This window comes from Actinoplanes sp. NPDC048791 (assembly GCF_040650095.1).
Taxonomy (GTDB): Bacteria; Actinomycetota; Actinomycetes; order Mycobacteriales; family Micromonosporaceae; genus Actinoplanes.
Map to the genome: position 1 here is coordinate 12,979 of NZ_JBEZGQ010000005.1, position 26,204 is coordinate 39,182.

Consider the following 26,204-nt stretch of genomic DNA (forward strand, 5'->3'; position numbering starts at 1 on the left):
GTCGTCATGCAGACCTCGAAGATGCGGCAGGCGATGACGGCACGCGTCGAGCGTGGCGAGTTCCCCGGGATCGTCACGCTCGTCGCGCGCGGCGACGACGTCCGGGTCGAGACGATCGGCTCGACGGCGTTCGACGGTGGCGTGCCGATGCGCCGCGACACCGTGTTCCGGATCGCCTCGATGACCAAGCCGGTGCTCGCCGCGGCCACGATGATCCTGGTGGAGGACGACGTCATCGACCTCGAGGAGCCGATCCACAAGCTGCTGCCCGAGCTGGCCGGCCAGCGGGTGCTGGCCCGGATCGACGGCCCGCTGGAGGAGACCGTCCCGGCGCACCGCCCGGTCACGGTGGAGGACCTGCTGTCCTTCCGCAACGGCTTCGGCACCCTCATCGAGCCCACCTTCGACCCGCCGTTCCCGATCGTCCGGGCCGCGGCCGAGCTGGAGCTCGAGCTCGGCCCACCGACTCCGCGGACGCCGCACGACCCCGACGAGTGGATCCGGCGCTTCGCCACGCTCCCCCTGATGTATCAGCCTGGCGAACGCTGGCAATACAACGTCGGCACCCTCATCCTCGGTGTGCTGCTCGCCCGGGCCGCCCGGCAGCCGCTCGGTGACCTGCTGCGCGAGCGCCTGTTCGAGCCGCTGGGCATGACCGGGACCGGCTACTGGCTGCCGGCCGAGCGGGCTGCCGAGCTCCCGGCCCACTACCTGACCGATCCCGCGACCGACAAGCTCACCGAGCAGCTGACCAGCCCACCCGAGCTGTGGAGCAGCCCGCCGGTCTTCCCGTCCGGGTCCGGCGGTCTGGTGTCCACGGTGGACGAGTTCCTCTCGTTCGCCCGCATGCTGCGGCACCGCGGCGTGCACGGCGGCACCCGGCTGCTGTCCGAGCAGTCCGTCGAGCTCATGACCACCAACAGGTTGACGCCGGAGCAGATCGCCACCGGCGGCATGCTCCTGTCCGGCAGCGGCTGGGGCCTCGGCATGGCCGTGATCGTTACGCCGCAGGCGCCGGCCACCAGCCCGGGGCAGTACGGCTGGTCCGGTGGCTACGGCACGACCTGGTTCAACGACCCGCACGAGGACCTGACCGCCATCGCGATGACCCAGGTCAGTGACTTCCTGTGGAGCGGCGCCCTCGACGAGTTCCGGCAGGCGGCATATTCGTGAGCGCCACCGGCCGGCCAGGCTCGGTAGGCTGACCTGCGGTGTTCCCACGGAAGGGGAGACGATGACCAGCCTCGACGCGGTCACTGCCTGGGTGCGTAACTACCGGCGGGCCTGGGAGTCCAACGATCCCGGGGACATCGGTGGGCTGTTCGCCGACGACGCGGCGTATTTCACGGAGCCGTACGCGAAGCCCTGGCTCGGCCGCGACGAGATCGTGACGCAGTGGCTGCAAGCCCGCGACGAGCCCGGCACCACCACCTTCGAGTGGCACCCGCTCATCGTCACCGAGGACCTGGCGATCATCGAGGCCACCACAGTCTACCGGGAGCCGGCCCGGACCTACAGCAACATGTGGGTGCTGCGGCTGGACAATCAAGGTCAGGCCCGGCAGTTCACCGAGTGGTGGATGAAGCACCCGCCGGCGGAGTGACGCTCAACCGGCGGGGGATTTTCTCCTTATCTGCAAGATCTCCCCGTGATGAGCCGCTCACTTTCCGATTTGAGTGCTCTGGTCGCCGTCCCGGGTGAAGGTGAGCCGCCTTCACCGGCGCCGTACGGTGCGTATCCGCGTCATTGCAGGCAGACTGCCTCGGGTGGAGGTGCAGCAGAAGATTCTCGGTGGCCGCTACACGCTGCTGCACGAGCTCGGCCGGGGCGGCATGGCGGTCGTCTGGCGTGGCCGCGACGAGGTGCTCGGCCGCTCGGTGGCGGTCAAGGTGCTCGCCGGCCGGTACGCCGGGAACCCGCAGCTACGGGCGCGGATCCGCGACGAGGCCCGGGCCGCCGCCACGTTGTCGCACCCCAACATCGCCCAGGTGTACGACTTCGGCGAGTGCGACGAACAGGACGTGCCCGTCCCGTACGTGGTCATGGAGCTGATCCACGGCAGCACGCTGCACCAGCGGATGAAGGCCGGGCCGATCCCGCCCGGGCAGATCTTCCGGATCTGCGGCCAGGTGGCGGCGGCGCTCGCCGCGGCCCACGCTGACGGTCTGGTGCACCGCGACATCAAGCCGGGCAACGTCATGGTGACCGAGGAGGGCGCCAAGGTCGTCGACTTCGGCCTGGCCGCAGCGGCCGGACCGGCGGATCCGGACGACGAGGTGTTCGGCACACCCGCCTACCTGGCGCCGGAACGGCTGACCGGCGGCCCGGTGGAGCCCGCCTCGGACGTGTACGCCCTGGGCGTGCTCATGTACAGGTTGTTGGCCGGCGAGTCGCCGTGGACCGTCGAGAGCACGACGCAGATGCTGACCGCGCACGTCTACGTCGAGCCGACGCCACTGCCGCCGCTGCCGACGGTTCCGCCGCAGGTCACCGAGCTGGTCAACCAGTGCCTGCGTAAGGAACCGGCGCAACGGCCGAGCGCGGCGCAGGTGGCCACGATCCTGGACCGGGCCGCTCTCCTGACGCCGCTGCCATCGCCTTCGCCGCCTCCTTCATCTGCTCCCGAAACGCCGGTCGTCGGGCGGCCCCACAAGCGGCTGATCCTCGGCGGTGTCGCCGCAGCCGCGGTGGTGGCAGGCCTGTTGTGGCTGGTCCTGCCCGGTGGAGCCGAGGGGGACGCCGAGATTGCGGCGTCCCCGCTGCCGTCGGTCTCCGGCCGGTTCGGCAGCGGCGCTGCCCCCGGCGGACCCGGTACGACCGTGCCCCGGCCGGGAACGGTGGCAACGCCCGGCGGCCAGCCCCGCCCCACCCCGTCCGTGACGGCGTCGGCTGCCGTCGTCGTGCCGCCCGCTGAGACCGGCGAGCCGTCCGCGCCCGTGACGTCGTCGACTCCGGCGCCCGAACCGACCACGGCGCAGCCGATCACGAATGTCCGCACGTTCGAGTCCCGCGGCGGGACGATCGAGGCGCGTTGTGACTCCCGGGGCCGGGCGGAGCTGACCTCCTGGACGCCGGCGGATCCCTACGAGGTGCAGCGGGTCAACGAAGGGCCGGCTCTCACGGCGGTTGTCGTCTTCCGCGACGGCAAGAGCCGGATCCGCATGACTGTGACCTGCGTGGCGGGCACACCCACCGTCGTCAGCCTGCCGTTGTAGGCACCAGCCGGGCGAGGGCCGCCGCCGACAGACTGCCCGGCTCGGCCTGGTAGGCGATGATCACCTGGTCTTCGGCGCCGGCCACCACCAGAGCCTGCCGCCGCAAGGTGAGCGGGCCGACCACCGGATGGTGGAAATGCTTGGTCTCGTTCCGCGCCGGCCGCACGTCGTGCCGCGCCCACCACCGCCGGAAATCAGCATCCCGATCCAGCTCCGCAACCAGCGCCACCAGTTCCGGATCGCCAGGCTCAGCGCCGGCCCGCAACGCCGCAACAGTCTGCGCCGCGATGACCTCCCACTCCGGGAAAAGCTTGCGCACACTCGGCTCCAGGAACATGTCCCGGGCGAGGTTGCGCCCCGCCGAGTACATCGGCGACAGCGCCGCAGCCAGCCGATTACCGGCCAGCACGTCCAGGCGTGGACCGCGGACATATGCCGGGGTGCCGGCCCAGTCGTCGAGCAACCGCTGCACCGCGGGATCAAGTGGACGCCGCTCCGCACGGACGGGCGGCTGCGCCAGCGCATGCAGATGAGCAGTCGTGTCCGCGTCCAGCCGCAGGGCCCGGGCCAGCGCGTCCAGGACCTGCGGCGACGGGTGCCGGTCGCGGCCCTGTTCGAGCCGCATCAGGTAGTGGGTGCTCACTCCGGCGAGCCGCGCGAGCTCGTCGCGCCGCAGCCCGGCGACGCGTCTGCGGCCGTACGGGATGAGCCCGACGTCCTGGGGCAGCAGCAGCGCCCGGCGCGCCTTCAGGAACTCCCCGAGCGGGTTGCCGTCCACCATCGCTGCAGGGTAGCCCTGCGGCGGTACTGGCTACCGCCACCCGCCGGAGCGAGCGTGGAGGCATGAAGACATGGTTCATCACCGGTGCGGCCCGCGGCCTCGGCAACGTCTGGGCGGCCGCGGCTCTCAGCCGCGGCGACCGCGTCGCCGCCACGGCCCGGCACCCCCAAGATCTCAAACCCCTGATCGACGCGTACGGCGACAGCGTCCTCCCGCTCGCCCTCGACGTCACCGACCGCCCAGCGGCGTTCGCGGCGGTCGAGCAGGCGGCCCGGCACTTCGGTCGCCTCGACATCGCGGTCAACAACGCCGGCTACGGACTGTTCGGCATGGTCGAGGAGACCACCGAGGAGCAGGCCCGCGCGCAGCTGGAGACCAACCTGTTCGGGGCGCTGTGGGTGACCCAGGCAGTGTTGCCGATCATGCGCGCCCAGGCGGCCGGTCACATCCTGCAGGTGTCGAGCATCGGCGGCGTCGCGGCGTTCCCGACGCTGGGCCTCTACCACGCGTCGAAGTGGGCGCTGGAGGGACTGAGCGAGTCGCTGGCCCAGGAGGTCGCACCGCTGGGCGTCAAGGTCACGATCGTCGAGCCGGGCCCGTACGGCACCGACTGGTCCGGTGCGTCGGCCGTGCACACCGAGCCGATCGCCGCGTACGAGCCGATCCGGGAGGCACGGCGGGCCGGGGCGGCCAACCGGGCGCCGAACGATCCCGCCTCCACCGCCGCGGCGATCCTGACCCTGGTTGACGCGCCGGAGCCGCCGTTGCGCCTGTTCCTGGGCTCGTTCCCGTACGCGGTGGCCGAGCGTGCGTACCGCGATCGGCTCGCCACCTGGGAAGCCTGGCGGGCCGTGGCGGAGACCGCCTGATCCCGCGCTGTGCCGATCGGCCCGTCCGGCTCTGCCGGGCGGGCCGATGTCGTATGTGTTTCCGGGCGTTGACGAACCAGTGAAGCATCTGCAACATTGAATGCCCCGCCCCGCAAGAACTCGACAGTAGCCGCGTAATTTCTGTGGTGAGTGTCGAAAGATTCGCGTCACTGGTTCGCGGGTTCATCCCCCCTGTCGTTCTCACAGAACAAGGACGCCATGAAACCCATGCAGCTCAGGAGACGGCTGGTCAGCAGCCTCTTCGCGGCCGGTCTCGTCGCCGCCGCCGCGCTCGTCCCCACCCCGGCCCTCGCCGCCGGCGGCCCCAACCTCGCCGCCGGCAAGTCAGCCTCCGCCGGCGGCGCCAACGGCCCGTACGGCGCGGCCAACGTCAACGACGGCAACGCGCAGACCTACTGGGAGAGCCCGTCCAACGCGTTCCCGCAGTGGGTGCAGATCGACCTCGGCAGCGCCGTCGCCATTGATCAGGCCGTCCTGAAGCTGCCGCCCGCGACCGCGTGGGGCGCCCGTACCCAGACGCTCAGCCTGCAGGGCAGCACCACCGGCAGCAGCTTCAGCGTGCTGTCCGGCTCGGCCGGACGGGTCTTCGACCCGGCCTCGGGCAACACCGTGACGATCAACTTCACCGCGGCGACCGTCCGGTACGTGCGGGTGGTCATCACCGGCAACACCGGCTGGCCCGCCGCGCAACTGTCCGAACTGGAGGTCTACGGCGTCGCCGGCACCGACCCGGATCCCGACCCCGATCCGGACCCGCCGGCCGGGACGAACCTGGCCGGCGGCAAGCCGATCGAGGCGTCGTCGTCGATCTTCACCTTCGTCGCCGGTAACGCCAACGACAGCAGCCCGACCAGCTACTGGGAGTCCAACGGTTTCCCGGCCACGCTGACCGTCAAGCTCGGTGCCGACGCCGACGTCACGGGCGTGGTGGTCAAGCTCAACCCCGACCCGGTCTGGGGTACGCGTACCCAGAGCATCCAGGTCCTCGGCCGCGCGCAGACCGCCACCGGGTTCACCTCCCTGAAGGCCCGGGCCGACTACACGTTCAACCCGGCGACGAACCAGAACGCGGTCACCATCCCGGTCACCGGCCGGGTCGCGGATGTGCAGCTGCAGGTCTTCAGCAACACCGGCGCACCCGGCGGGCAGGTCGCCGACCTGCAGGTGCTCGGCACCGCGGCGCCGAACCCGGACCTGGTCGTCACCGCGGCGACCTGGACCCCGGCGGCGCCGAGCGAGGCTGCGCCGATCACGCTTTCCGCCACCGTGAAGAACCAGGGCACCGCGGCCGCCGCGGCGACCAAGGTGGACTTCAAGCTGGGCGGCACGGTCGTGGGCAGTGCGCCGGTCGGCGCGCTCGCGGCCGGCGCCTCGGCCACGGTCTCGGCGAACGTCGGGGCGCAGCCGATGGGCAGCTACAGCGTCGCGGCGGTGGCCGACCCGGCCAACACGGTCGCCGAGCAGAACAACGACAACAACACCTTCACGGCGGCGACGCAGCTGGTGGTCGGCCAGGCCCCGGGCCCGGACCTCCAGGTCACCGGCATCACCTCCAACCCGGCGAGCCCGGCCGCCGGTGCCGCGGTCTCGTTCACCGTCGCGGTCAACAACCGAGGCACCTCCGCGGCCGGGGCGTCCAGCACCCGCCTGGTCGTCGGCGGCACCACGCTGACCGGCGCGACCCCGGCGATCGCGGCCGGGGCCACGGCGAACGTGGCGATCAGCGGCACCTGGACCGCCACCAACGGCGGGGCCACCCTCACCGCCACGGCCGACGTGAGCAACGCCGTCGCGGAGACGAACGAGAACAACAACACGCTCGCAAGGTCGATCGTCGTCGGCCGCGGGGCCGCGGTGCCGTACACCGAGTACGAGGCGGAGGCAGCCCGCTACCAGGGCACGTTGCTGGAGACGGATGCGCTGCGCACGTTCGGGCACACCAACTTCGCCACCGAGTCCTCGGGCCGCAAGTCGGTGCGGCTCAGCAGCACCGGTCAGTTCGTCGAGTTCACGTCGACCAACCAGGCCAACTCCATCGTGGTGCGCAACAGCATCCCGGACGCGCCGGGCGGTGGCGGCCAGACCGCAACCCTGAGCCTGTACGCGAACGACACCTTCGTGCAGAAGCTGACGCTCTCGTCCCGCAACAGCTGGCTCTACGGCACCACCGACGACACCGAGTCGCTGTCGAACTCACCGTCGGCCGACGCGCGCCGGCTGTTCGACGAGTCGCACGCGCTGCTGGCCCAGTCCTACCCGCCCGGCACGAAGTTCAAGTTGCAGCGGGACTCCGGTGACAACGCCGCCTTCTACGTCGTCGACCTGATCGACCTGGAGCAGGTGGCTCCGGCCGCGAGCAAGCCGGCCGACTGCACCTCGATCACCACCTACGGCGCGGTGCCCAACGACGGGATCGACGATTCCGCCGCGATCCAGCGGGCCGTGACCGACGACCAGAACGGCGTGATCAGCTGCGTGTGGATCCCGGCCGGGCAGTGGCGCCAGGAGCAGAAGATCCTCTCGCCGGACCCGGCCCGCGGCCAGTACAACCAGCGCGGCATCCGCAACGCCGTGATCCGCGGTGCCGGCATGTGGCACTCGCAGCTCTACACCACCACCGAGCCGCAGAACGTGACCGGCAACATCAACCATCCGCACGAGGGCAACGTCGGCTTCGACATCGACGACAACACCCAGATCTCCGACCTGGCCATCTTCGGCATGACGACGAACCGGGCCAACCGCGGGCACGGCCTCAACGGCCGGTTCGGCAAGAACACGAAGATCAGCAACGTGTGGATCGAGCACGTCAACGTCGGTGCCTGGGTCGGCCGCGACTACTCGGACACCCCGGCCTACTGGAATCCGGGCGACGGCCTGGAATTCTCCGGCATGCGGATCCGCAACACGTTCGCGGACGGGATCAACTTCTCCAACGGTACGCGTAACTCGAAGGTCTTCAACTCGTCGTTCCGTTACACCGGCGACGACTCGCTGGCGGTGTGGGCCAACCCGTACGTGAAGGACCAGGCGGTCGACATCGCTTCGAACAACCACTTCCTCAACAACACAGTGCAGCTGCCGTGGCGGGCCAACGGCATCGCCATCTACGGCGGCTCGAACAACTCGATCGAGAACAACCTGGTGTCTGACACGATGAACTACCCGGGCATCATGCTGGCTACCGACCACAGCCCGCTGCCGTTCGGCGGGACGACCCTGATCGCCAACAACGGCCTCTACCGCACGGGCGGCGCCTTCTGGAACGAGGACCAGGAGTTCGGGGCGATCACCCTCTTCCCGTCCACGAAGGACATCACCGGGGTGACGATCCGCGACACGGACATCGTCGACTCGACCTACGACGGCATCCAGTTCAAGAACGGCGGCGGCAACATGCCGAACGTCGCCATCACCAACGTCCGCATCGACAAGTCGAACAACGGCGCGGGCATCCTGGCGATGAGCGGCGCCCGCGGCAACGCGACCCTGTCGAACGTGACCATCACGAACTCGGCGGACGGCAACGTCGTGATTCAGCCGGGCTCCCAATTCACCATCGCCGGCAGCTAGCCGGTTCTGCCACAGGTGGGCCCCCGGTCGTTCCGGCCGGGGGCCCTTTTCAAGCCCGATAGCCCTCGAACAGGGGACCGCCGGCTTTCGCGAGCACCTCCGCAGCGAATGCAGCTGGTTCATCCCGGGCGGCCAGCCACCGGTCGGCGAAATCAGAGTCGAGGGCCCGCAACTCGCGCAGCAACCACTTGCCACTGCTGAGCCACCGCCCGGCGAACGCCAGGGCCACGCGGGCCGACTCGGTCCATACCGCGGCGGCGATCACTGCACGTTCGCCGACGTCCACGGCGTGCTTGTGGTCATCGAGCAGATCAGTCAGGCCGTACCGCAGCCGATCGCCCTCGGCGCCGCTCAGCGGCGGTGGTCCCGCCGCAAGAACCCCCGCGCACCGCACCTGGAGGTCGCCTGGTTCGCCGAGCAACGGAACGCCGCGCGCGATCATCCGATGGGTGCTCGGTTTGCGCTGGGCCAGCTCACGCTCCAGAGAGACGGCCAGTCGGGCCGGAGTGTGCACGAACAGCTCGACCGGCCACCCGCGGAAGTACAAGCTCTCGCGATAGCCGGGCTCCTCCTCCCCCCGCAGCACCACGATGTCCAGGTCGGAGCCGGCCGTCCGGTCGGGACCGAGCACGCTGCCGGTGAGCATCGCCCAGGTGGCGTCCGGGAACCGCTCGGCCACAAGATCCCGGGCATCGGTCAACGCGTCCATGCCACGATCCTGCCCCTACGGCTCCCGACGCGGTGTGATCAGGTAGGTCAACCGATGGCGGAGCCGGGGGAGTGTGCCGGTCGCGTCGAGCAGCGTGAGCCCACCGACGGCCAGCGCCAGCCCCGACGTGCCCAGCAGCGGCACCGTGATGAGTTCCCGCCCGTCACCGGTGAGACCGATCAAGGCGCCGACTGCGGTGAGCGAGACCCCGGCCAGGGCGAGCAGCACCCCGACCACCGGGCTGTGGCGTTCCGGCAACCACAGGACGACCTCCACGCCGGCCAGGCAGAGCGCGGAAAACAGGGCCAGAACGGTGGCTGCCACATGCTCCCCAGTCGTCAGCGCGAGGACGCAGAGCACCACGATGACGCCGTTGAGGCTGATGAGCAGGCCGGATCCCGGCCCCTCGGCGACGAACCGCCGAAGGCGTCGCAGGCTTGCCACGGTCAGCCCGGCCGGTCGGACGACCCGTTCGGGACGGCTCAGCACGGCCAGGCCGGCCAGCGCGATCATGACGCCGAAGGAGACGAGGACGGCCACGAGCAGACCGGGAGCGGTCGGTGCCGGGGCGAGGAACACCAGGCTGACGCCGTACGTGAAGACGCTGATCCCGATCAGGGACGCCAGCACGGTGCCGCGCTGCGGGGTGAGCAGGACGAGCAGAACGATCAGCAGGATCAGCGTCCCGATGACCGGCCGGGACCAGGACGCCGGCAGCACCAGGGCCGCCACGATCCCGGCTGTGATGACCCGCAGCAGCATCGTGGGCAGACCCCGCACCAGCGGCGCCGTGGCGTCCAGCCGGCTGAGCCCGTACAGGATCGCGACCAGGAAGAGCGCCCCGGCCACGACCACATAGGGCACCACGTCGGCGAGTTGGTTGAGCGCTACCCCGCACACGGCGGGACCCAGCCACCGCACTAGCGTCCGCTGCGTGTCTCCGGCCATGAGAACAGTCTGTGGCCTACCCGCTACCCCGTCAGTGCGACAGTCGCCGTCGGGTACGGCTGATACGACTGATCGGGCGTGTCGTCCTTGGCGGCCCGGCAAGTAGCGGCCACGCGCCAGCCACCGGTCCCGGACCCGGCCGGCAGGACCAACCGCACCGCGTTCCAGCGCCCGGCGACGGTCACCGCGGTGGTGCCCTCGACAACCGGCTTGCCGCCGCGGACCGCGTCGTACACCGAGACCTCGGCGGTCTGCGCGGGCGTGGGGTACGCGCCGCAGCCGCCGCCGTCGGTCACCGTCAGCACCTGCCCCGGCCGGGCGGCCGCCGGACTCACCCCGAGGACCGGCCGGGCGGTCGTGACGGTCTGGGTGAAGCTGTACGTGGACAGACTCCGGCCGCCGGTGCGCACGTTCGGATCGGTGGACGCCTCGCAGACGACACTCGCCGGATAGCTGCCCGGTACGGCGTTCCCGGAACTGCCGACCCACGCGCCACTGCTGAACTCGTCGTACGACTCGACTCCGGGCACCCCCTGCCCCGCACCGCGCGTCACGACGAGCACGTAGCCGCTGCTCACCGCCGGGCAGGTGACCCCGGTGACGTAAGAGACGAAACCGGCGCGGCCGCTCGTCCGGTAGACCTTGGGCAGCTTGGCGGCCACCTTCGCACCGAGCTCACCCAGCTGCGGCCCGACCCGGTAGCTCATGTGGACGGCGGCGCCGACGCTCATCGCGACCCGGCCGGCCGGCGTCGCGGCGTTGTGCAGGCCCGGACGGTGATCGCAGACGATGTCCAGGGAGTTGCAGAGGCTGAACACCCGGCCGCCGATCGCACCGAACTTGGCCCCGCCGGCCAGCGAGAACTTCGGATACCAGAGGCCGACCCCCTTGGCCTCGGCGCCGGCGCTGCCGAGCAGCTGCCCGTCGTCATGGGGCAGCCGGTCGCCGTCACCGATCAGCACGATCGCGTCGATCCGGTCGGTGACCCGGCTGCCGAGGATCTGCATGCTGCGGTGGATGACCATCGCGCCCTGGGAGAAGCCGGCCAGCACGAGGCGCTCGCGGGGGCATTGCCGGATCCGGTCGAACAGGAACTCGTTGAGCTTGCCCTCGCCGGCGATCAGGCTCTCCATGAACGTCCCGATCCCGGGATAGATCATCGTCGGCAGCACGGGCGCGGCCCGGTAGGGAAGCGCGTACGAGGTGACGGTCCGGCCCTCGGCCTTCGCTTTGACGGCTTTGTAGACCGCGGTCACCTCGGCGCCCATCCCGGACTTGTCGTATCCGGGCCAGCCCTTGTCGGCCTCACCGGACCCGGCGGCGCCCACGAAGAGGACATCGCCGCATTTGCCCGGGCCGGCAGCCTGGGCCGGTGCGGCGGGCACGGCCAGGATGGCGGCGACCAGGGCCAGCGTCGAGAGGATCCGCTTCATCGGGGCAGCATGGCCCGCGAAACGCGGCGCCAGCGGCGTCGTCCCCCGATCGTGGCCGGGACCCCGCCGAACGGGGTCGGCCGGTTCGAAGCGGCGAGAACCCGGACGTACGAGAAGGGCTGCCGACCGGCTCTCGCTTCTGGTCCTTGGCCTTGTCCCGAAGGCCGTCGCCGTCGCCGTCGCGGTCGCCGTCGCGGTCGCCGTCGCGGTCGCGGTCGCCGTTGCCGTTGCCGTTGCGAGCGTTCAGGTCGGGTGGGGCCGGAGGCCGTCGCAGGCGATCTCGATCATGCGCTGTTGGGCGGCGCCGTCGTCGTCGCGGGCGATGCAGCCGGCGATGAGGGCCTTGATGTCCGCGGTGTCGACGTCGGCGCGGACCGTTCCGGCCTGCTGCGCCCGGCTGAGCAGGCCGGTCATGGCCGCACCGAAGTCGCTGATGGCTGTCGACGCCGCGGCCTGGAGATCAAAGCCGGCACCGGTGAGGGCGTCGCCGACGGCGTGATCGGCCGCGCTCTGCCGTACCAGGAACGTGAAGAAGGTGAAGAACGCGATTGCCGGGTCCTCCCGAGCCGCGATGTCCTCGGCGCTGCGGACGAGGTGTTCGATCCGGTGCAGCGCAACCGCCCGGAAAAGCGCCTCCTTGGTGGGGAAATGCCGGGTGACGGTGCCGGTGCTCACGCCGGCCCGGCGGGCGATCTCGCGGATCGGAACCGCGGCACCGTGAGCTGCGAAGGCGGCGAAGGCCTCTTCCAGGACCCGTGCCTGGTTGCGCCGGCCGTCGGCGCGCTGGGGCCGGGCCGCCTTCTCGCCCGCGTCGGTGCTCGCGGGGTCGGGGGATCGGTCCAGTGATGACATCGCCGCGATCGTAAGCCGTTTGCTCAGCCCTGGAGCGGGCCGGACCCGCTGATCTCGTACCGGACGAGCTCTACGCTGCGCACGTCCGGCATCGGCGGCGCGGTCAGCGCGACGCCGGCCAGGTGGGCGTTGAGGTGGGCCTCGGATTCCCATCGCTCGTAGATGTTGACCCGGTCGGGCTCGATCGGGTCGGCCGCGACCACGTAGTCCAGGCATCCGGCGGTGGTCCGATTCCGACGGAGGGCCGGGGTGAGGCTCTCCAGGAGGGCATCGCGGTGGTCGGGGTCGACGTAGCCGGCTCCGGCGACGATCAGCATGACTGGCCTCCAGGGGTTGACGTCCGATGCTGCCGGCGGCACTGTAACAGCTAACCGGGACACGCGTGCCGGATAACTTTCTCGGGGAGCATCAATTGCGCCTGGCCATCTTCGGCGGGACCGGCCGCGCCGGCCGCGTCGTCGTCGAGCAAGCCCTGCGGGACGGCCACGAAGTCAGCGCGCTCACCCGCGATCCGTCCCGGATCGGTCCGCACGCCCAGCTTCGCGTCGTCGGCGGCGACGTGCGCGATCTCGCGGCGGTGACCCTGACACTCAAGGGTGCCGACGCGATCATCAGCACGCTGGGCAGGCGACGCCGAGGCCCCGACGTATGCACCGAAGGCATCGGTACGGTGCTGGCCGGCAACGGCCCCCGTCGGCTGATCATCTTGAGCAACTACGGCGTCGCCGAGAGCCGCGACCGCAGCGCCTATGTCACCGCATCATGGCTGCTCGAACGGGCCGTCCTTCGGGACAAGGAACAGATGGAAGCTCTAGTTCGAGACAGTGACACCCAATGGACCGTGATCCGCGCACCAGTCCTCACGAACGGACCTCGCACCGGCAGCTACCGCACCGGAACCGACCTCCGGCTCTCCTTCACCGCCAAGGTGTCCCGCGCCGACCTCGCGGACTTCATGCTCACTGTGCTCCGCGAGAACGCCTATCCGCGCCGAGCGGTCGTCATCACTTCGTGAACAGCGCTGACAGGTACCGGCCAGCGTTCTGTCCGACCGGGCGGCCCGAGGGACCATAACCGCAACGCGGGCCTGCGTAGCGGTTTGTCAACTCCCTCGGTCCACGAAGGACCACGCATCGGAGGGCACCATGCGCAGAACAAGAAACGCCATCCTCGCCGGGTTCACCGGCCTGATCCTGGCCTGCTCCGTCTCGGGCACCGCGTCGGCCACGGCCACGGCCGGAGCGCCGGCCGCCGCCGAGGAGAACTACGCCGAGGTGTCGCTGCCCTCGCCGGTGCCGTTCGGTGCCGGCACTCGAGCCGCGCCGGCGGCTCCGGCGTTGCAGGCCGCCGCGGACGCGTCGTGTGCTGAACGGCAGAAGGCGGCCAAGAGCGCCTATTCCTGCGTCGAGATGAAGACCACCCCGGCAGTGAAGGAGTACTTCCGGCAGGAGCGTCGCGAAACAAGCCAACGGCTGGTGCCGTCCGGTACGGAGACCTTCAACTCGGCCTGCGGAAGCAGCTTCGCCGATCAGTGGTACTACTCGAACAAATTCACCATGTGCTTCCAGTACGGCTTCATCTGGCTGATCAACAACCCGAACGGCACCCCGCGCAGCCAGGTCCAGTTCGCGGTCCACCAGCAGATCAGCCACGTCGTCAACGGCGGCGCCAACTACACCTACGAAACGTGGATCACCCCGGTGTCCGGCAACGGTGACCTGCTGGTCGGCGGCGGAATCACGTCCAGCCTGGCCTGCTCGACGGGCTGCACGACCAAGGACACACTGCCGGGCGAGCAACCGGTTGTGCTCAAGCGGAAGCTGTACGGGAACTTCCGGATCTCTCAGCCGACGTCGAGCAACCAGTTCACCTTCACCGTCCAACGGTTCGACGCGGTCCTGTCCGCACCCTCGGCCGGCCCGCTCCCGATCAGCTTCCTGCAGACGCCGGTGACCCGGTGCGACTCGGGGTTCTCGGAGCGCAGCAAGACCACCGGCTGCGTCTTCCGTGACGCCCCCGGCGTGTACGGGCTGTCGGTGAGCGACAGCGCGGTGAACGAGACGGCCGCGCACATCCTCGACGCCCAGCAGCGCCTGGCCGGTCACCCGGGCCGGTTCGGCGACGGTTCTGCGCTCACCTACGAGTCGGACAAGAAGAAGCAGGAGGCCAACCGCCGAGCGGTGTGCGGGAAGTTCGTCCCGCTGCCCACCGGCTCCTGCGACGAGTACCCGTTCGCGTCCACCGACCAGGGTGGCAACCCGGCGACGGTGAGCGTGCAGGACGTCGACCTGGACGACAACACCAGGGCAGGCGGCCGCCTCGGCAACATGTACCAGCAGAGCCGGCTCCTCGACGGGGAGGCGTACTGGGCGGTGATCACCGCCTGAACTGCGACGTGGGCGGCGCGGCACTCGAGTGCCGCGCCATCCCGCGCGGCCGGGCCGACAAAAAAGGCCACCGAACCAGTTTGTGCTGGTCAGTGGCCCGAGATCGCCTGGTGAAGCTTTGTGCCCCCGGCAGGATTCGAACCTGCGCTTTCGCCTCCGGAGGGCGACGCTCTATCCCCTGAGCTACGGGGGCTCAGCGGAACTGAGCCTAGCAGGCGCCGCGGAGCCCTCGCCAATCGGTTCCGCGGCGCGCCGCCGGTCAGCTCGCCTGGATCCTTTTCAGCATCGAGTCGATCAGGTTGATCTCGCCCTGCTGGTTGCGGACCTGGGACTCCGCCAGCCACGTGACGTCGTCGTTGTCCGACTCCTCGAGGATCTCCTGGGCCATGTGGATGCCGCCCAGGTGGTGCTGGCGCATGAGCGTCAGGTACTGCACGTCCAGGGTCTTGCCGGTCGCCTTGCGCAGGTCGGCCAGCTGGGCCGGGGTGGCCATGCCCGGCATCAGGCCGTTCTGCACCGAGCCCGCCGAGTCCTTCATCCAGGTCATCGGGGGTGTCGACGCCGTCGGGCTCAGGTGCCAGTCGCGCAGCCAGGCCTGCATGTAGCCGATCTGGCCGTGCTGGGTCAGGGCGATGTCCGCGCTCAGGGAGATGACTTCCGGGTCGGTCGAGCCGGCGTGGGCGATCATCGACATCTCCACCGCCTGGGCGTGGTGGGTGCTCATGTCGCGCAGGAAGCCGGCCTCGACCGAGTCGTCGCCGGGGGTGGTCAGGCGCGGGCCGAGCAGGCCGATGGCCAGCCCGACGAGCAGGCCGAAGACCAGTACGGCGGCGAGCCACGCCGCCCCGAACCAGTGGCGGCCGGCCGGGGTGGTGGTGTCGTTCGCGTCGGCTTCGGCCGGGGCGGTCGACTCGGTCGAGACTGTCATCAGTTGCCCGCGGGAGGAGCCGCGGCCTGCAGCGGGCCGGTCGTCGTGTTACCGCTCGAGCAGGCGGCGTTCGGCTCCAGCGACGCGTTCAGGCGCAACGCCTGGATGAACTGGTCGATGCGCTTGTCGTCGGCGTTGTCGACCTTGAGCTGGTAGCCCCACGCCTGCAGGGAGATGTTCTTGTCCAGGTTCGCGATCGGGCTCATGAGCATGTAGTCCCGGCCCTGGACCTTCTCCTGCAGCTTGGCGACCTGGTCGGCGCCGAGACCCTGCTTGTACGTCACCCAGACGGCGCCGTGCTCGAGGCTGTGCACCGCGTGCTCGTTGGCGATCGGCTGGGCGTACACGTCGCCCATGCAGTTCTGCCACCGGGCGTTGTGCGCGCCACCCACCGGCGGGTTCGTCACGTACGTGAGCGGGCCCTCCTTGTGGTCCTGCGCGTTGATCGCCGGGTTCTTCTGGGCGCGGTAGTTGACCACGCCCTCGATGCCGGCCGCCTTGTCCTGCCAGGACTCGGTGCCCTTGATCGAGGCGAACACGCCGTACCCGATGATGCCGACCGCGATCAGCACGACCACACCGGCCACCGCGATCGGGCCCCAGTTGCGGCTGCCCTTGACCGTCACCGGCGCGGTGGGCTTGCGGCCCTTGCCGCCCTTGCCCTGCGGGCGGGCGCCCGGGCGGGTTCCGGACTTGGCCCCGGCGGACTTGGCCCCGGCGGCCTTCGCGGGCGGCTTGCCCTGGCCCGACGTCTTGTCGACCTTCACGGTGGACGGGACCCGCTCGGGTCCCGGGGTGCTCATGCTCATCGTTCCTCGTCAATCCGATGGAAAGGTCGGGCCGGGCCCGCGAGCAGGCCCCGGTACGCCGCCGGGCGGCAAAGTCTACCCGGATAGCATGGCTCAGTGACTCCCGCTGACCTCGCTTCCACCGTTCTCACAGCTGCGCGTGCCGTATTCGTCACCCGCGGCCTGGATGTCTCCCTGCTGCCGGAGACCACGACGGTGGAGCGACCCCGAAACCCCGAGCACGGCGACTACGCGTCGACCATGGCCATGCAGCTCGCCAAGAAGGCCGGTGTCGCGCCGCGTGAGCTGGCCGCGGCGCTCGCCGACGAGCTCAGCAGCCGTCCCGGCATCAAGTCGGTGGAGATCGCGGGGCCCGGCTTCCTCAACATCCGCCTGGACGCGGCCGCGGCCGGGGTGCTGGCGCGCGACGTGGTGCTGGCGGGACAGGAGTACGGCCGCACCGACCGCCTGGCCGGCCAGCGGATCAACCTGGAGTTCGTCTCGGCCAACCCCACCGGTCCCGTGCACATCGGCGGGGTGCGCTGGGCGGCTGTCGGTGACGCCCTGTCCCGGCTGCTGCGGGCCGCCGGCGCCGACGTCGGCACGGAGTACTACTTCAACGACGCCGGTTCGCAGATCGACCGGTTCGCCCGTTCGCTGTACGCGGCGGCCAAGGGTGAGCCGGCCCCCGAGGACGGCTACGGCGGCGCGTACATCGCCGAGATCGCGACCGCGGTGCTGGCCGAGGCCCCGGACGCGCTGAAGCTCGGTGAGGACGAGGCGCTGGAGGTGTTCCGGGTCGAGGGCGTCAAGCTGATGTTCGCCGAGATCCGGCAGTCGCTGGACGAGTTCGGCGTGCACTTCGACACGTACTTCAACGAGAAGGACCTGCACGACCGGGGTGAGCTGCAGGAGGCCCTGGACCGGCTGCGTGAGCAGGGGCACATCTACGAGGCCGACGGCGCCACCTGGCTGCGGACCACCGACTTCGGTGACGACAAGGACCGGGTGCTGCGCAAGTCCGACGGCGACTGGACGTACTTCGCCGCGGACTGTGCCTACTACCTGGACAAGCGCAAGCGTGGCTTCGACCGGGTCGTGATCATGCTGGGCGCCGACCACCACGGTTACATCGGCCGGATGAAGGCCATGGCGGCGTGTTTCGGCGACGACCCGGACGCCAACCTCGAGATCCTCATCGGCCAGCTGGTCAACCTGGTCCGCGACGGCGAGCCGCTGCGGATGAGCAAGCGGGCCGGCACGGTCATCACGCTGGAGGACTTCGTCGACGCGCTCGGTGTCGATGCCACCCGGTATGCCCTCGCGCGGTACTCCTCGGACTCGCCGATCGACATCGACATCGCCCTGTGGACCCGGGCCTCCAGGGACAATCCGGTGTACTACGTCCAGTATGTCGCGGCACGCACGGCCAGTGCCGCGCGCCAGGCCGCGGCCGTGGGTCTGACCCGCGGCGAGGCCGCCGACTTCCGGCCCGAGCTGCTCACCAACGAGAAGGAGAACGACCTTCTCAAGGCGCTGGGTGAATATCCCGCTGTGGTGGCGAGCGCGGCCGAGCTGCGTGAGCCGCACCGCGTCGCCCGCTACCTGGAGGAGGTCGCGGGGGCTTACCACCGGTTCTACGACGAGCCGGCCTGCCGGATCCTCCCGAAGGGCGACGAGCCGATCGGCGAGGCCAACAGGGCCCGCCTGTGGCTGAATGACGCCACCCGAACGGTGATCGCGAACGGTTTGGCACTGCTGGGCGTCTCCGCCCCCGAGAGGATGTAGTCATGCGGGCACATGAGGCCGGGGCGCTGCACGGCGACATCGGCAACCGGGGACCGGCGTGGCTGCGTACCCCGCAGAACGTGAACGCGCTCGTGCCGCAGCTCTGGCCGCGGACCGTGCGCCGCGCCGAGGCCGGCGCCCTGGAGATCGGCGGCGTGAGCGTGCTCGATCTGGCCGCCGAGCACGGCACTCCGGCGTACTTCCTGGACGAGGACGACCTGCGCTCGCGCTGCCGCGATTTTGCGGCCGCCTTCGCCGGCGCGGATGTCTACTACGCGGGCAAGTCGTTCCTCTGCAAGGCCGTGGTCAAGGTCATCAACGAGGAGGGCCTCTTCCTCGACGTCTGCTCCGGCGGCGAGCTGGCCGTCGCGCTGGCGGCCGGTTTCCCGGCCGAGCGGATGGGCTTCCACGGCAACAACAAGTCGATCTCCGAGCTGACCCGGGCGCTGGACGCGGGCGTCGGCCGGATCATCCTGGACTCGTTCCAGGAGATCGACCGGCTGACCGCGCTGGCCCGGGAGAGCGGCAAGCGGCCGAAGGTGCTGATCCGGGTCACCGTCGGCGTCGAGGCGCACACCCACGAGTTCATCGCCACCGCGCACGAGGACCAGAAGTTCGGCTTCTCGCTGGCCGGCGGGGCCGCGTTCGAGGCGGCGATCCGGGTGCTCGACGAGGGCGTGCTGGACCTGCACGGGCTGCACTCGCACATCGGCTCGCAGATCTTCGACACGTCCGGCTTCGAGGTCGCCACCCGGCGGGTGCTCGAGCTGCAGGCGCAGATCCGCGACGCGCGCGGCGTCGAGCTCGAGGAGCTCGACCTCGGCGGCGGCTTCGGCATCGCCTACACGACCCAGGACGACCCGTCGCCGGCCGGCGACCTGGCCAAGCGGATCAACAAGATCGTCGACGCCGAGTGCGCGGCGGAAAATCTGCGGCGGCCCAGGCTCTCGATCGAGCCCGGCCGGGCCATCGTCGGACCGGCTGTGTTCACCCTGTACGAGGTGGGCACGGTCAAGGACGTCGACGGCATCCGGACGTACGTGAGCGTGGACGGCGGGATGAGCGACAACATCCGTACCGCCCTCTACGACGCCTCGTACTCGGCCACGCTGGCCGGTCGCGAGTCCGACGCGCCCCCGCTGCTCGCCCGCGTCGTGGGAAAGCATTGTGAATCCGGGGACATTGTCGTGAAGGATGAATTCCTGCCCGCCGACGTGCAGCCCGGAGATCTTCTCGCCGTGCCCGGTACGGGTGCGTACTGCCGGAGCATGGCCAGCAATTACAACCACGTGCCCCGGCCGCCGGTGGTCGCCGTGCGCGACGGCGCGTCTCGCGTGATCGTCCGCCGGGAGACCGAAGATGATCTGCTCGCATTGGATGTGGGATGAGTTCTGAGAAGCCCGCGGTTCGCCTGGCCCTGCTCGGATGCGGCACTGTCGGCAGCGAGGTCGTGCGCCTGCTGCACGAGCAGTCCGAGGATCTGACCGCCCGGATCGGCGCTCCGCTGGAGCTCGTCGGCATCGCGGTGCGCCGGCCGGGCCGGCAGCGCGGCAGTGACATCGACCCGGCGCTGTTCACCACCGACGCGCTCGGCCTGGTCAAACGCGACGACGTGGACGTGGTCATCGAGGTGGTCGGCGGCATCGAGCCGGCGCGCTCGTGGCTCACCGAGTCGCTGAAGGCCGGCAAGAGCGTGGTCACGGCCAACAAGGCGCTGCTGGCCGAGGACGGGGCGACCCTGCACGACGCCGCCGCCGAGGGCGGCGCCGACCTCTACTACGAGGCCGCCGTCGCCGGTGCGATCCCGCTGCTGCGCCCGCTGCGTGAGTCGCTGCACGGCGACCGCGTCACCCGGGTCACCGGCATCGTGAACGGCACGACCAACTTCATCCTGTCGTCGATGGACGCCACCGGCGCCGGCTTCGGCGAGGCCCTGGACGAGGCCACCGAGCTGGGGTACGCGGAGGCCGACCCGACCGCCGACGTCGAGGGCTTCGACGCCGCCGCCAAGGCCGCCATCCTCGCCTCGCTCGCCTTCCACACCCGGGTCACCGCCGCGGACGTGTTCCGCGAGGGGATGACCGGCGTGACGGCGGCCGACATGGCCAGCGCCAAGGAGATGGGCTGCACGATCAAGCTGCTGTGCATCGCCCAGCGCGGCCCGGACTCCGCGGGCACCGACTCGGTCAGCGTCCGGGTGCACCCGGCGATGATCCCGCGCAGCCACCCGCTGGCCGGCGTCGGCGACGCCTTCAACGCGGTCTTCGTCGAGGCCGAGGCCGCGGGGCAGCTGATGTTCTACGGCCGGGGAGCCGGGGGTACGCCCACCGCCAGCGCCGTGCTGGGCGACATCGTGGCGGCGGCCCGCAACCGGCTCTCGGGCACCCGCGCGCCGAGCGAGAGCTCGTACGCCCACCTGCCGATCCGTCCGATCGGCGAGTCCGTCACGCGCTACCACATCAGCCTCGACGTGGCCGACCGTCAGGGTGTGCTGGCCACCGTGGCGGGCGTCTTCGCCAAGCACGAGGTGTCCATCGCCACCGTGCGGCAGTCCGGCCGGGACGAGGACGCCACGCTGGTGATCGTGACCCACGGCGCGCCGGACGCGAACCTGGCGGCCACCGTCGAGGATCTCCGGTCGCTCGCCATCGTCCGCTCGATCGCCAGCGTGCTGCGCGTCGAGGGCGGCGCCTGATCCCGATTGGTGGACGTCAAGTCTCGCTATTCGGGTGTGTACGGCATGCTTGCAGGGTTGACGACGAAGGGGCAGTGCCATGTGGCGGGGCTTGATTGAGGCGTACCGGGACCGCTTGCCGGTCTCCGCGACCACCCCGGTGGTCACGCTGCATGAGGGCAACACGCCGCTCGTGCCCGCGCCGGTGCTGTCCCGGCGCACGGGCGCGGACGTGTACCTCAAGGTCGAAGGGGCCAACCCGACCGGCTCCTTCAAGGACCGCGGCATGACGATGGCCGTGTCCAAGGCCGTCGAGGAGGGGTCGAAGGCGATCATCTGCGCCTCGACCGGCAACACCAGCGCCTCCGCGGCCGCGTACGCCGCCCGGGCCGGGCTGACCTGTGCGGTGCTGGTGCCGCAGGGCAAGATCGCGCTCGGCAAGCTGGCCCAGGCGCTGGTTCACGGGGCCAAGCTGCTCCAGGTCAACGGCAACTTCGACGACTGCCTCGCGCTCGCCTCGAAGCTGTCCCAGGACTTCCCGGTCTCGCTGGTCAACTCGGTCAACATCTTCCGCCTGCACGGGCAGAAGACGGCCGCCTTCGAGATCGTCGAGGCGCTCGGCACCGCGCCCGACATCCACTGCCTGCCGGTCGGCAACGCGGGCAACATCTCCGCGTACTGGATGGGCTACCAGGAGGACCACGAGGCGGGCAACAGCAAGGTCGTGCCCAAGATGTACGGCTTCCAGGCCTCGGGCGCGGCCCCGATCGTCAACGGCCAGGTGGTGCCGGAGCCGTCGACGATCGCCACCGCCATCCGGATCGGCAACCCGGCGAGCTGGACGAAGGCCCTCGACGCGCGGGACAGCTCCGGCGGGCTCATCTCGGCGGTGACCGACCGGGAGATCCTGTCGGCCTACCGGCTGCTGGCCCGTGAGGTGGGTGTCTTCGTCGAGCTGGGCAGCGCGGCGAGTGTGGCCGGGCTGTTGCAGCAGGCCGAGGCGGGGATGATCCCGGCCGGCAGCACGGTGGTCTGCACGGTGACCGGGCACGGCCTCAAGGACCCGGAGTGGGCGATCAGCACCGCGCCCTCGCCGACCACGATCAGGAACGACGTGATGGCGGCCGCCCAGGCCCTCGACCTGGCCTGACGCCACCGGACGGTTTGCCGGCCAGACCTGGCCGCGCCGCCCGCCAGCTCGATTTCGCCCGCTCGACCTGGCCGGCTCGCCCTGACCGCCGGCTCGACGTGGCCGGGCCGCCCGCCGTGGGCGGTCCGCCGCGCTCGCGGGGATCTGCTTCGTCGGTGCGGCGGTTCAGGACTGGGTTGCGTCGACGGCGGGTGGTGTGCCGACGGCCGGGTCCGGGGGAGCACCGCACGCCGCTGACTCGGCTTCCTCGGAGGCCGCCCGGACCATCGCCGTCATCGCTTCCGCGACCGTGCGCAGCTCGGCGTCCGTGAGCCTCTTGAGCACCCGGGTCTGCTTCTCCGTCCCGGCCGTGATGATGTTGGCGATCATGCCGGCGCCGGTGCTGCTCAGCGTGATCCGGCGGACCCGGCGGTCGTGCGGGTCCTCCGTCCGGGTCACCAGATCGTGCGCCACCAGCCGGTCGACCATGCCGCTCATCGTCGCCAGGCTGACGCCCAGCAGCCCGGCCAGCTCCCGGCCCGACGTGTCGCCCAGGCGGTGCAGCAGCAGCAGGATCTTCAGCTGCGGCATGGTGAGCTGGGAGGCGAAGAGCGGGTCCGAGCGGTCATAGGCGAACAGGTGCTGGAGCCGCTGCTGCGCGCCCATAATGTCGGCGATGAGTCGTTCTTTCTCGGCCACCGCACCTCCTGTGTTGCGCGCCGGTGGCCGGAGCGCGTCCTTCTTGTGACGGGACGCTATCAGCGGACCCCGGCGAAAACCATTTGTTCGCGTCGGGCAAACTATATGCCTTGGCCGAACTTTCACGGGGGAGCACATGTCATTTCTGACCAGGCTCAGTCTCGCCAACCGGGGGCTCGTCGCCCTCATCGCGGTGGTGATCACCGGTTTCGGCATCTACACGGTGCCTTCGCTCAAGCAGCAGCTGCTGCCTTCGCTCGAGTTCCCGGGCGCGTTCATCGGGGTGGTCCTGCCCGGTGCCAGCCCGGAGATCATGGAAGCGCAGGTGACCAAGCCGATCGAGGACGCCGTCAAGGGCGCCGACGGCCTGGACACCATCACGTCCACCACCCGTGAGGGCTCGGCCACCATCCAGGTCCTCTTCGAGTTCGGCACCGACCTCGACAACGCGGTCAACCAGCTGACCACCTCCGTCAACCGGATCCAGCCGACGCTGCCCGACGACGTCGAGCCGACCATCTTCGCCGGCAGCACCGACGACATCCCGGCGATCATCCTGGCCGCGTCCGACGGCGGCAAGGACCAGGCGGCGCTGGCCAACCGGCTCCAGCAGAGCGTCGTGCCCGAGCTCAACGCCATCGAGGGCGTCCGCGAGGTGGCCGTCACCGGCACCCGGGCCCAGCAGATCGTGATCACGCCCGACCGCGCGAAGCTCGGGGCCGCGGGCGTCGACCCGCGCGCGATCGCCACCCTGCTGCAGAGCAACGGCGTCTCGATCCCGGCCGGTGCGGTCACCGACGGCAGCCGCTCGCTGAGCGTGCAGGTCGGCCAGCCGATCCAGACCATCGACGAGCTCAAGGGCCTCTACCTGAGCGGCAGCAAGGTCCCGGTCACCCTGGGGTCCGTCGCCTCGGTCAACCAGCAGCTGGCCACGGCCACGTCGTTCACGCGTACGGATGGGGTCGAGAGCCTCGGCATCGCGGTCACCGCGTCGCCGGACGGCAACCCGGTCAACATCTCCCACGAGGTCCGCGACAAGATCGCCGAGCTCGAGAAGTCCTCGAACGCCAAGCTGACGGTCATCACCGACCAGGCGCCGTTCGTGGAGAAGTCGATCGAGAGCCTGACCACCGAGGGCCTGCTCGGCCTGATCATGGCCGTGATCGTCATCCTGGTGTTCCTGCTGTCGGTGCGTTCGACGCTGGTCACCGCGGTGTCCATCCCGCTGTCCGTGGTGATCGCGCTCATCGCTCTCAAACTCGGCGACTATTCGCTCAACCTGCTCACCCTGGGGGCGCTGACCATCGCGGTCGGCCGGGTGGTCGACGACTCGATCGTCGTGCTGGAAAACATCAAACGCCATCTGGGGTACGGCGAGACGAAGGTCCACGCGATCACGTCCGGCGTCAAGGAGGTGGCCGGCGCGGTCACCGCCTCCACACTCACCACGGTCGCCGTGTTCGCCCCGATCGCCCTGGTCGGCGGCTTCGTCGGTCAGCTCTTCGCGCCGTTCGCCATCACGGTCACGGTCGCGCTGATCGCCTCGCTGTTCGTGTCGCTGACCGTCGTGCCGGTGCTCGCGTACTGGTTCCTGCGGCCCGCCGCCGGCGGCTCCGAGTCCGAGGAGGTCCGCCGGGCCGCCGAGGAGAAGGAGCTGCGCAGCCCGCTGCAGCGCGCGTACCTGCCGATCATCCGCTGGGTGACCCGCAGCCGGATCACCCGCTGGAGCACCATCGCGATCGGCCTGGTCATCCTGATCGGCACGCTCGGCCTGGCCAGCCGGCTCGAGACGAACTTCCTCGACGAGTCCGGCCAGGACACCATCGCGCTCACCCAGGACCTGCCGGTGGGCACCGACCTGGCGACCACCGACGCGGCGGCCAAGAAGGTCGAGACCGTGCTGGCCGCCCGCAACGACATCAAGAACTACCAGGTCACCGTGGGCAACGGTGAGTTCAACCCGTTCGTCGGCTCCGGCGGGGCCAGCGGCGCCAGTTTCAACGTGGCGCTCAAGGAGGACGTCGACGCGGCCAAGGTCTCCGACGAGCTGCGCGAGCAGTTCAAGGGGATGACGGACGTCGGCGAGGTGACCGTCGGCAACGACAGCGGCACCGGCTTCGACGGCAGCGCGCTGGCCGTCGTGGTGCAGGCGGGCGATCAGCAGGCGCTGACGGCCGCCACCAAGCAGGTGCAGGACGCGATGGCCGGCACGCCGGAGGTCACCGACGTGAGCAGCACGCTCGCGGCGAGCGTTCCGCGCCTCGACGTCAAGGTCGACCGGGCCGCCGCCGCGGCCCGCGGGCTCACTGAGGCCGCGATCGGTCAGTCGGTGGCCGGGGCGTTCCGCTCGGCTCCGGCCGGGCAGATCACCGTCAACGGGGTCGGCCAGGACGTCGTCGTCGCGCTGGGCGCGCCGCCGGCCAACGCCGACGCGCTGCGCAAGCTGCCGCTGGCCACGCCCGGCGGCCAGCTCGTCACCCTCGACTCGGTGGCCGACATCGCCGAGGTCGACGGTCCGGAGGAGGTCACCCGGATCGACGGCAACCGCAGCGTCACGGTCGAGGGCACGGCGACCGGCTCGAACGTCGGCAAGACCACGACGGAGCTGACCAAGCGGCTCGACGCGCTGCAGCTGCCGGCCGGTGCGAGCTACGAGATCGGCGGCGTCAGCCAGGACCAGGCGGACGCGTTCGCCGACCTCGGCCTGGCCGTGCTGGCCGCGATCGCGATCGTCTTCGTGATCATGGTGGCCACGTTCCGCAGCCTGCTCCAGCCGCTGATCCTGCTCATCTCCATCCCGTTCGCGGCAACCGGCGCGATCGCGCTGCTGCTGGCGACGGGCACTCCGCTCGGCGTCCCGGCCCTGATCGGTGTGCTGATGCTGGTCGGCATCGTGGTCACCAACGCGATCGTGCTGCTCGACCTGATCAACCACTACCGCCAGGCGGGTCTGGGCGTGCAGGAAGCCGTCGTCGAGGGTGGCCGGCACCGGCTGCGCCCGATCCTGATGACGGCCATCGCGACGATCTTCGCGTTGCTGCCGATGGCCCTCGGGCTCACCGGCGAGGGCGGCTTCATCTCGCAGCCACTGGCCATCGTGGTCATCGGCGGCCTGGTCAGCTCGACCCTGCTGACCCTGGTCCTGGTGCCGGCGCTCTACACCATGGTGGAGAACACCAAGCTGAAGGGCCGCACCCGGCGCGAACGACGCCGGGCCCGCAAGGCGATGAAGCGCAGCGGTGCGACCGAGGTGGTGGAGACGCCGAAGCACGCGGCCGACGAGCCCGGAGGCGCGATTCCGGCCGACGACCCGGTCCCGGACTCGAGCGGCGGCGCGCACGAGGCGCCGGAGGGCGCACCGGCCGGACAGCCGGCGCGGGCTGAGGCGGAGCCGCAGAGCGGGGCCCTGC

Annotated in this window: 21 protein-coding genes and 1 tRNA gene; 12 read left to right on the top strand and 10 right to left on the bottom strand. The window is 70.4% G+C overall.

Translation table 11 applies throughout. The features are described from left to right. The first annotated feature begins 6 nt into the window (after positions 1-6). From AB0C29_RS01305 to AB0C29_RS01315, 3 genes are all read left to right on the top strand, one after another. Positions 7-1,173, top strand: a complete 1,167-nt coding sequence (locus AB0C29_RS01305; protein WP_360813796.1) for a serine hydrolase domain-containing protein — start codon at positions 7-9, stop codon at positions 1,171-1,173. Positions 1,174-1,234: 61 nt separating this feature from the next. Further along, complete coding sequence (locus AB0C29_RS01310; protein ID WP_360813798.1) at positions 1,235-1,603, top strand: nuclear transport factor 2 family protein; 369 nt, start codon at positions 1,235-1,237, stop codon at positions 1,601-1,603. A 163-nt stretch (positions 1,604-1,766) separates the two neighbouring features. Continuing rightward, on the top strand, positions 1,767-3,215 hold the full coding sequence (locus AB0C29_RS01315) for a protein kinase domain-containing protein (RefSeq protein ID WP_360813800.1): 1,449 nt from the start codon (positions 1,767-1,769) through the stop codon (positions 3,213-3,215). Here AB0C29_RS01315 and AB0C29_RS01320 read toward each other — a convergent pair. After that, a complete protein-coding gene (locus AB0C29_RS01320) occupies positions 3,199-3,996 on the bottom strand; it encodes a helix-turn-helix transcriptional regulator (protein ID WP_360813802.1) in 798 nt (265 codons plus the stop codon). The two genes, AB0C29_RS01315 and AB0C29_RS01320, sit on opposite strands and share 17 nt — an antisense overlap. 62 nt (positions 3,997-4,058) lie before the next feature. On the opposite strand from AB0C29_RS01320, the gene AB0C29_RS01325 reads away from it, so the two are divergent. Beyond that, positions 4,059-4,865, top strand: coding sequence for an SDR family NAD(P)-dependent oxidoreductase (locus AB0C29_RS01325; protein ID WP_360813804.1), 807 nt, complete (start codon positions 4,059-4,061; stop codon positions 4,863-4,865). A 228-nt stretch (positions 4,866-5,093) separates the two neighbouring features. After that, positions 5,094-8,459: a CARDB domain-containing protein gene (locus tag AB0C29_RS01330; protein ID WP_360813806.1), complete on the top strand. Its 3,366-nt coding sequence runs from the start codon at positions 5,094-5,096 to the stop codon at positions 8,457-8,459. 49 nt (positions 8,460-8,508) lie between these two features. Here AB0C29_RS01330 and AB0C29_RS01335 read toward each other — a convergent pair whose 3' ends face one another. From AB0C29_RS01335 to AB0C29_RS01355, 5 genes are all read right to left on the bottom strand, one after another. Continuing rightward, complete coding sequence (locus tag AB0C29_RS01335; RefSeq protein WP_360813808.1) at positions 8,509-9,168, bottom strand: nucleotidyltransferase domain-containing protein; 660 nt, start codon at positions 9,166-9,168, stop codon at positions 8,509-8,511. A 15-nt stretch (positions 9,169-9,183) separates the two neighbouring features. After that, complete coding sequence (locus tag AB0C29_RS01340; protein WP_360813810.1) at positions 9,184-10,116, bottom strand: hypothetical protein; 933 nt, start codon at positions 10,114-10,116, stop codon at positions 9,184-9,186. Between the two features lie 23 nt (positions 10,117-10,139). Further along, a complete protein-coding gene (locus AB0C29_RS01345) occupies positions 10,140-11,549 on the bottom strand; it encodes a cutinase family protein (RefSeq protein ID WP_360813812.1) in 1,410 nt (469 codons plus the stop codon). 243 nt (positions 11,550-11,792) lie between these two features. Further along, a complete protein-coding gene (locus AB0C29_RS01350; protein WP_360813814.1) occupies positions 11,793-12,401 on the bottom strand; it encodes a helix-turn-helix domain-containing protein in 609 nt (202 codons plus the stop codon). 23 nt (positions 12,402-12,424) lie between these two features. Next, entirely contained in the window at positions 12,425-12,718 is a 294-nt protein-coding gene (locus AB0C29_RS01355) for an antibiotic biosynthesis monooxygenase (protein ID WP_360813816.1), read from the bottom strand. Positions 12,719-12,813: 95 nt separating this feature from the next. On the opposite strand from AB0C29_RS01355, the gene AB0C29_RS01360 reads away from it, so the two are divergent. After that, positions 12,814-13,416, top strand: coding sequence for an NAD(P)H-binding protein (locus AB0C29_RS01360; protein ID WP_360813818.1), 603 nt, complete (start codon positions 12,814-12,816; stop codon positions 13,414-13,416). A gap of 130 nt (positions 13,417-13,546) precedes the next feature. Then, positions 13,547-14,788, top strand: a complete 1,242-nt coding sequence (locus tag AB0C29_RS01365; protein WP_360813820.1) for a NucA/NucB deoxyribonuclease domain-containing protein — start codon at positions 13,547-13,549, stop codon at positions 14,786-14,788. A 121-nt stretch (positions 14,789-14,909) separates the two neighbouring features. Here the strand turns inward: AB0C29_RS01365 and AB0C29_RS01370 are convergent. The 3 genes from AB0C29_RS01370 to AB0C29_RS01380 all read right to left on the bottom strand — a co-directional run bounded on the left by AB0C29_RS01370 (position 14,910) and on the right by AB0C29_RS01380 (position 16,525). Then, positions 14,910-14,981: transfer RNA gene (locus AB0C29_RS01370), tRNA-Arg, on the bottom strand. Positions 14,982-15,047: 66 nt separating this feature from the next. Beyond that, complete coding sequence (locus AB0C29_RS01375) at positions 15,048-15,716, bottom strand: DUF305 domain-containing protein (protein WP_360813822.1); 669 nt, start codon at positions 15,714-15,716, stop codon at positions 15,048-15,050. Then, on the bottom strand, positions 15,716-16,525 hold the full coding sequence (locus AB0C29_RS01380; RefSeq protein ID WP_360813824.1) for a DUF3105 domain-containing protein: 810 nt from the start codon (positions 16,523-16,525) through the stop codon (positions 15,716-15,718). Before AB0C29_RS01380 ends, AB0C29_RS01375 begins: the two co-directional genes overlap by 1 nt. 96 nt (positions 16,526-16,621) lie before the next feature. Here AB0C29_RS01380 and argS point away from each other — a divergent pair, with 96 nt between their 5' ends. The 4 genes from argS to thrC all read left to right on the top strand — a co-directional run bounded on the left by argS (position 16,622) and on the right by thrC (position 22,116). Next, on the top strand, positions 16,622-18,292 hold the full coding sequence (argS, locus tag AB0C29_RS01385; protein WP_360813826.1) for an arginine--tRNA ligase: 1,671 nt from the start codon (positions 16,622-16,624) through the stop codon (positions 18,290-18,292). A gap of 2 nt (positions 18,293-18,294) precedes the next feature. Beyond that, positions 18,295-19,680: a diaminopimelate decarboxylase gene (gene lysA / locus AB0C29_RS01390; protein ID WP_360813828.1), complete on the top strand. Its 1,386-nt coding sequence runs from the start codon at positions 18,295-18,297 to the stop codon at positions 19,678-19,680. Then, positions 19,677-20,987: a homoserine dehydrogenase gene (locus tag AB0C29_RS01395; protein WP_360813830.1), complete on the top strand. Its 1,311-nt coding sequence runs from the start codon at positions 19,677-19,679 to the stop codon at positions 20,985-20,987. The genes lysA and AB0C29_RS01395 overlap by 4 nt, the downstream gene beginning before the upstream one ends. A gap of 79 nt (positions 20,988-21,066) precedes the next feature. Next, positions 21,067-22,116: a threonine synthase gene (gene thrC / locus AB0C29_RS01400; RefSeq protein WP_360813832.1), complete on the top strand. Its 1,050-nt coding sequence runs from the start codon at positions 21,067-21,069 to the stop codon at positions 22,114-22,116. Between the two features lie 165 nt (positions 22,117-22,281). On the opposite strand, the gene AB0C29_RS01405 is transcribed toward thrC, so the two are convergent. After that, on the bottom strand, positions 22,282-22,794 hold the full coding sequence (locus AB0C29_RS01405) for a MarR family winged helix-turn-helix transcriptional regulator (RefSeq protein ID WP_360813834.1): 513 nt from the start codon (positions 22,792-22,794) through the stop codon (positions 22,282-22,284). 136 nt (positions 22,795-22,930) lie between these two features. Between AB0C29_RS01405 and AB0C29_RS01410 the strand changes: the two genes are divergently transcribed. Continuing rightward, positions 22,931-26,204, top strand: a 3,274-nt coding sequence (locus AB0C29_RS01410; RefSeq protein WP_360813836.1) for an efflux RND transporter permease subunit, incomplete at its 3' end; no start/stop codon positions are given.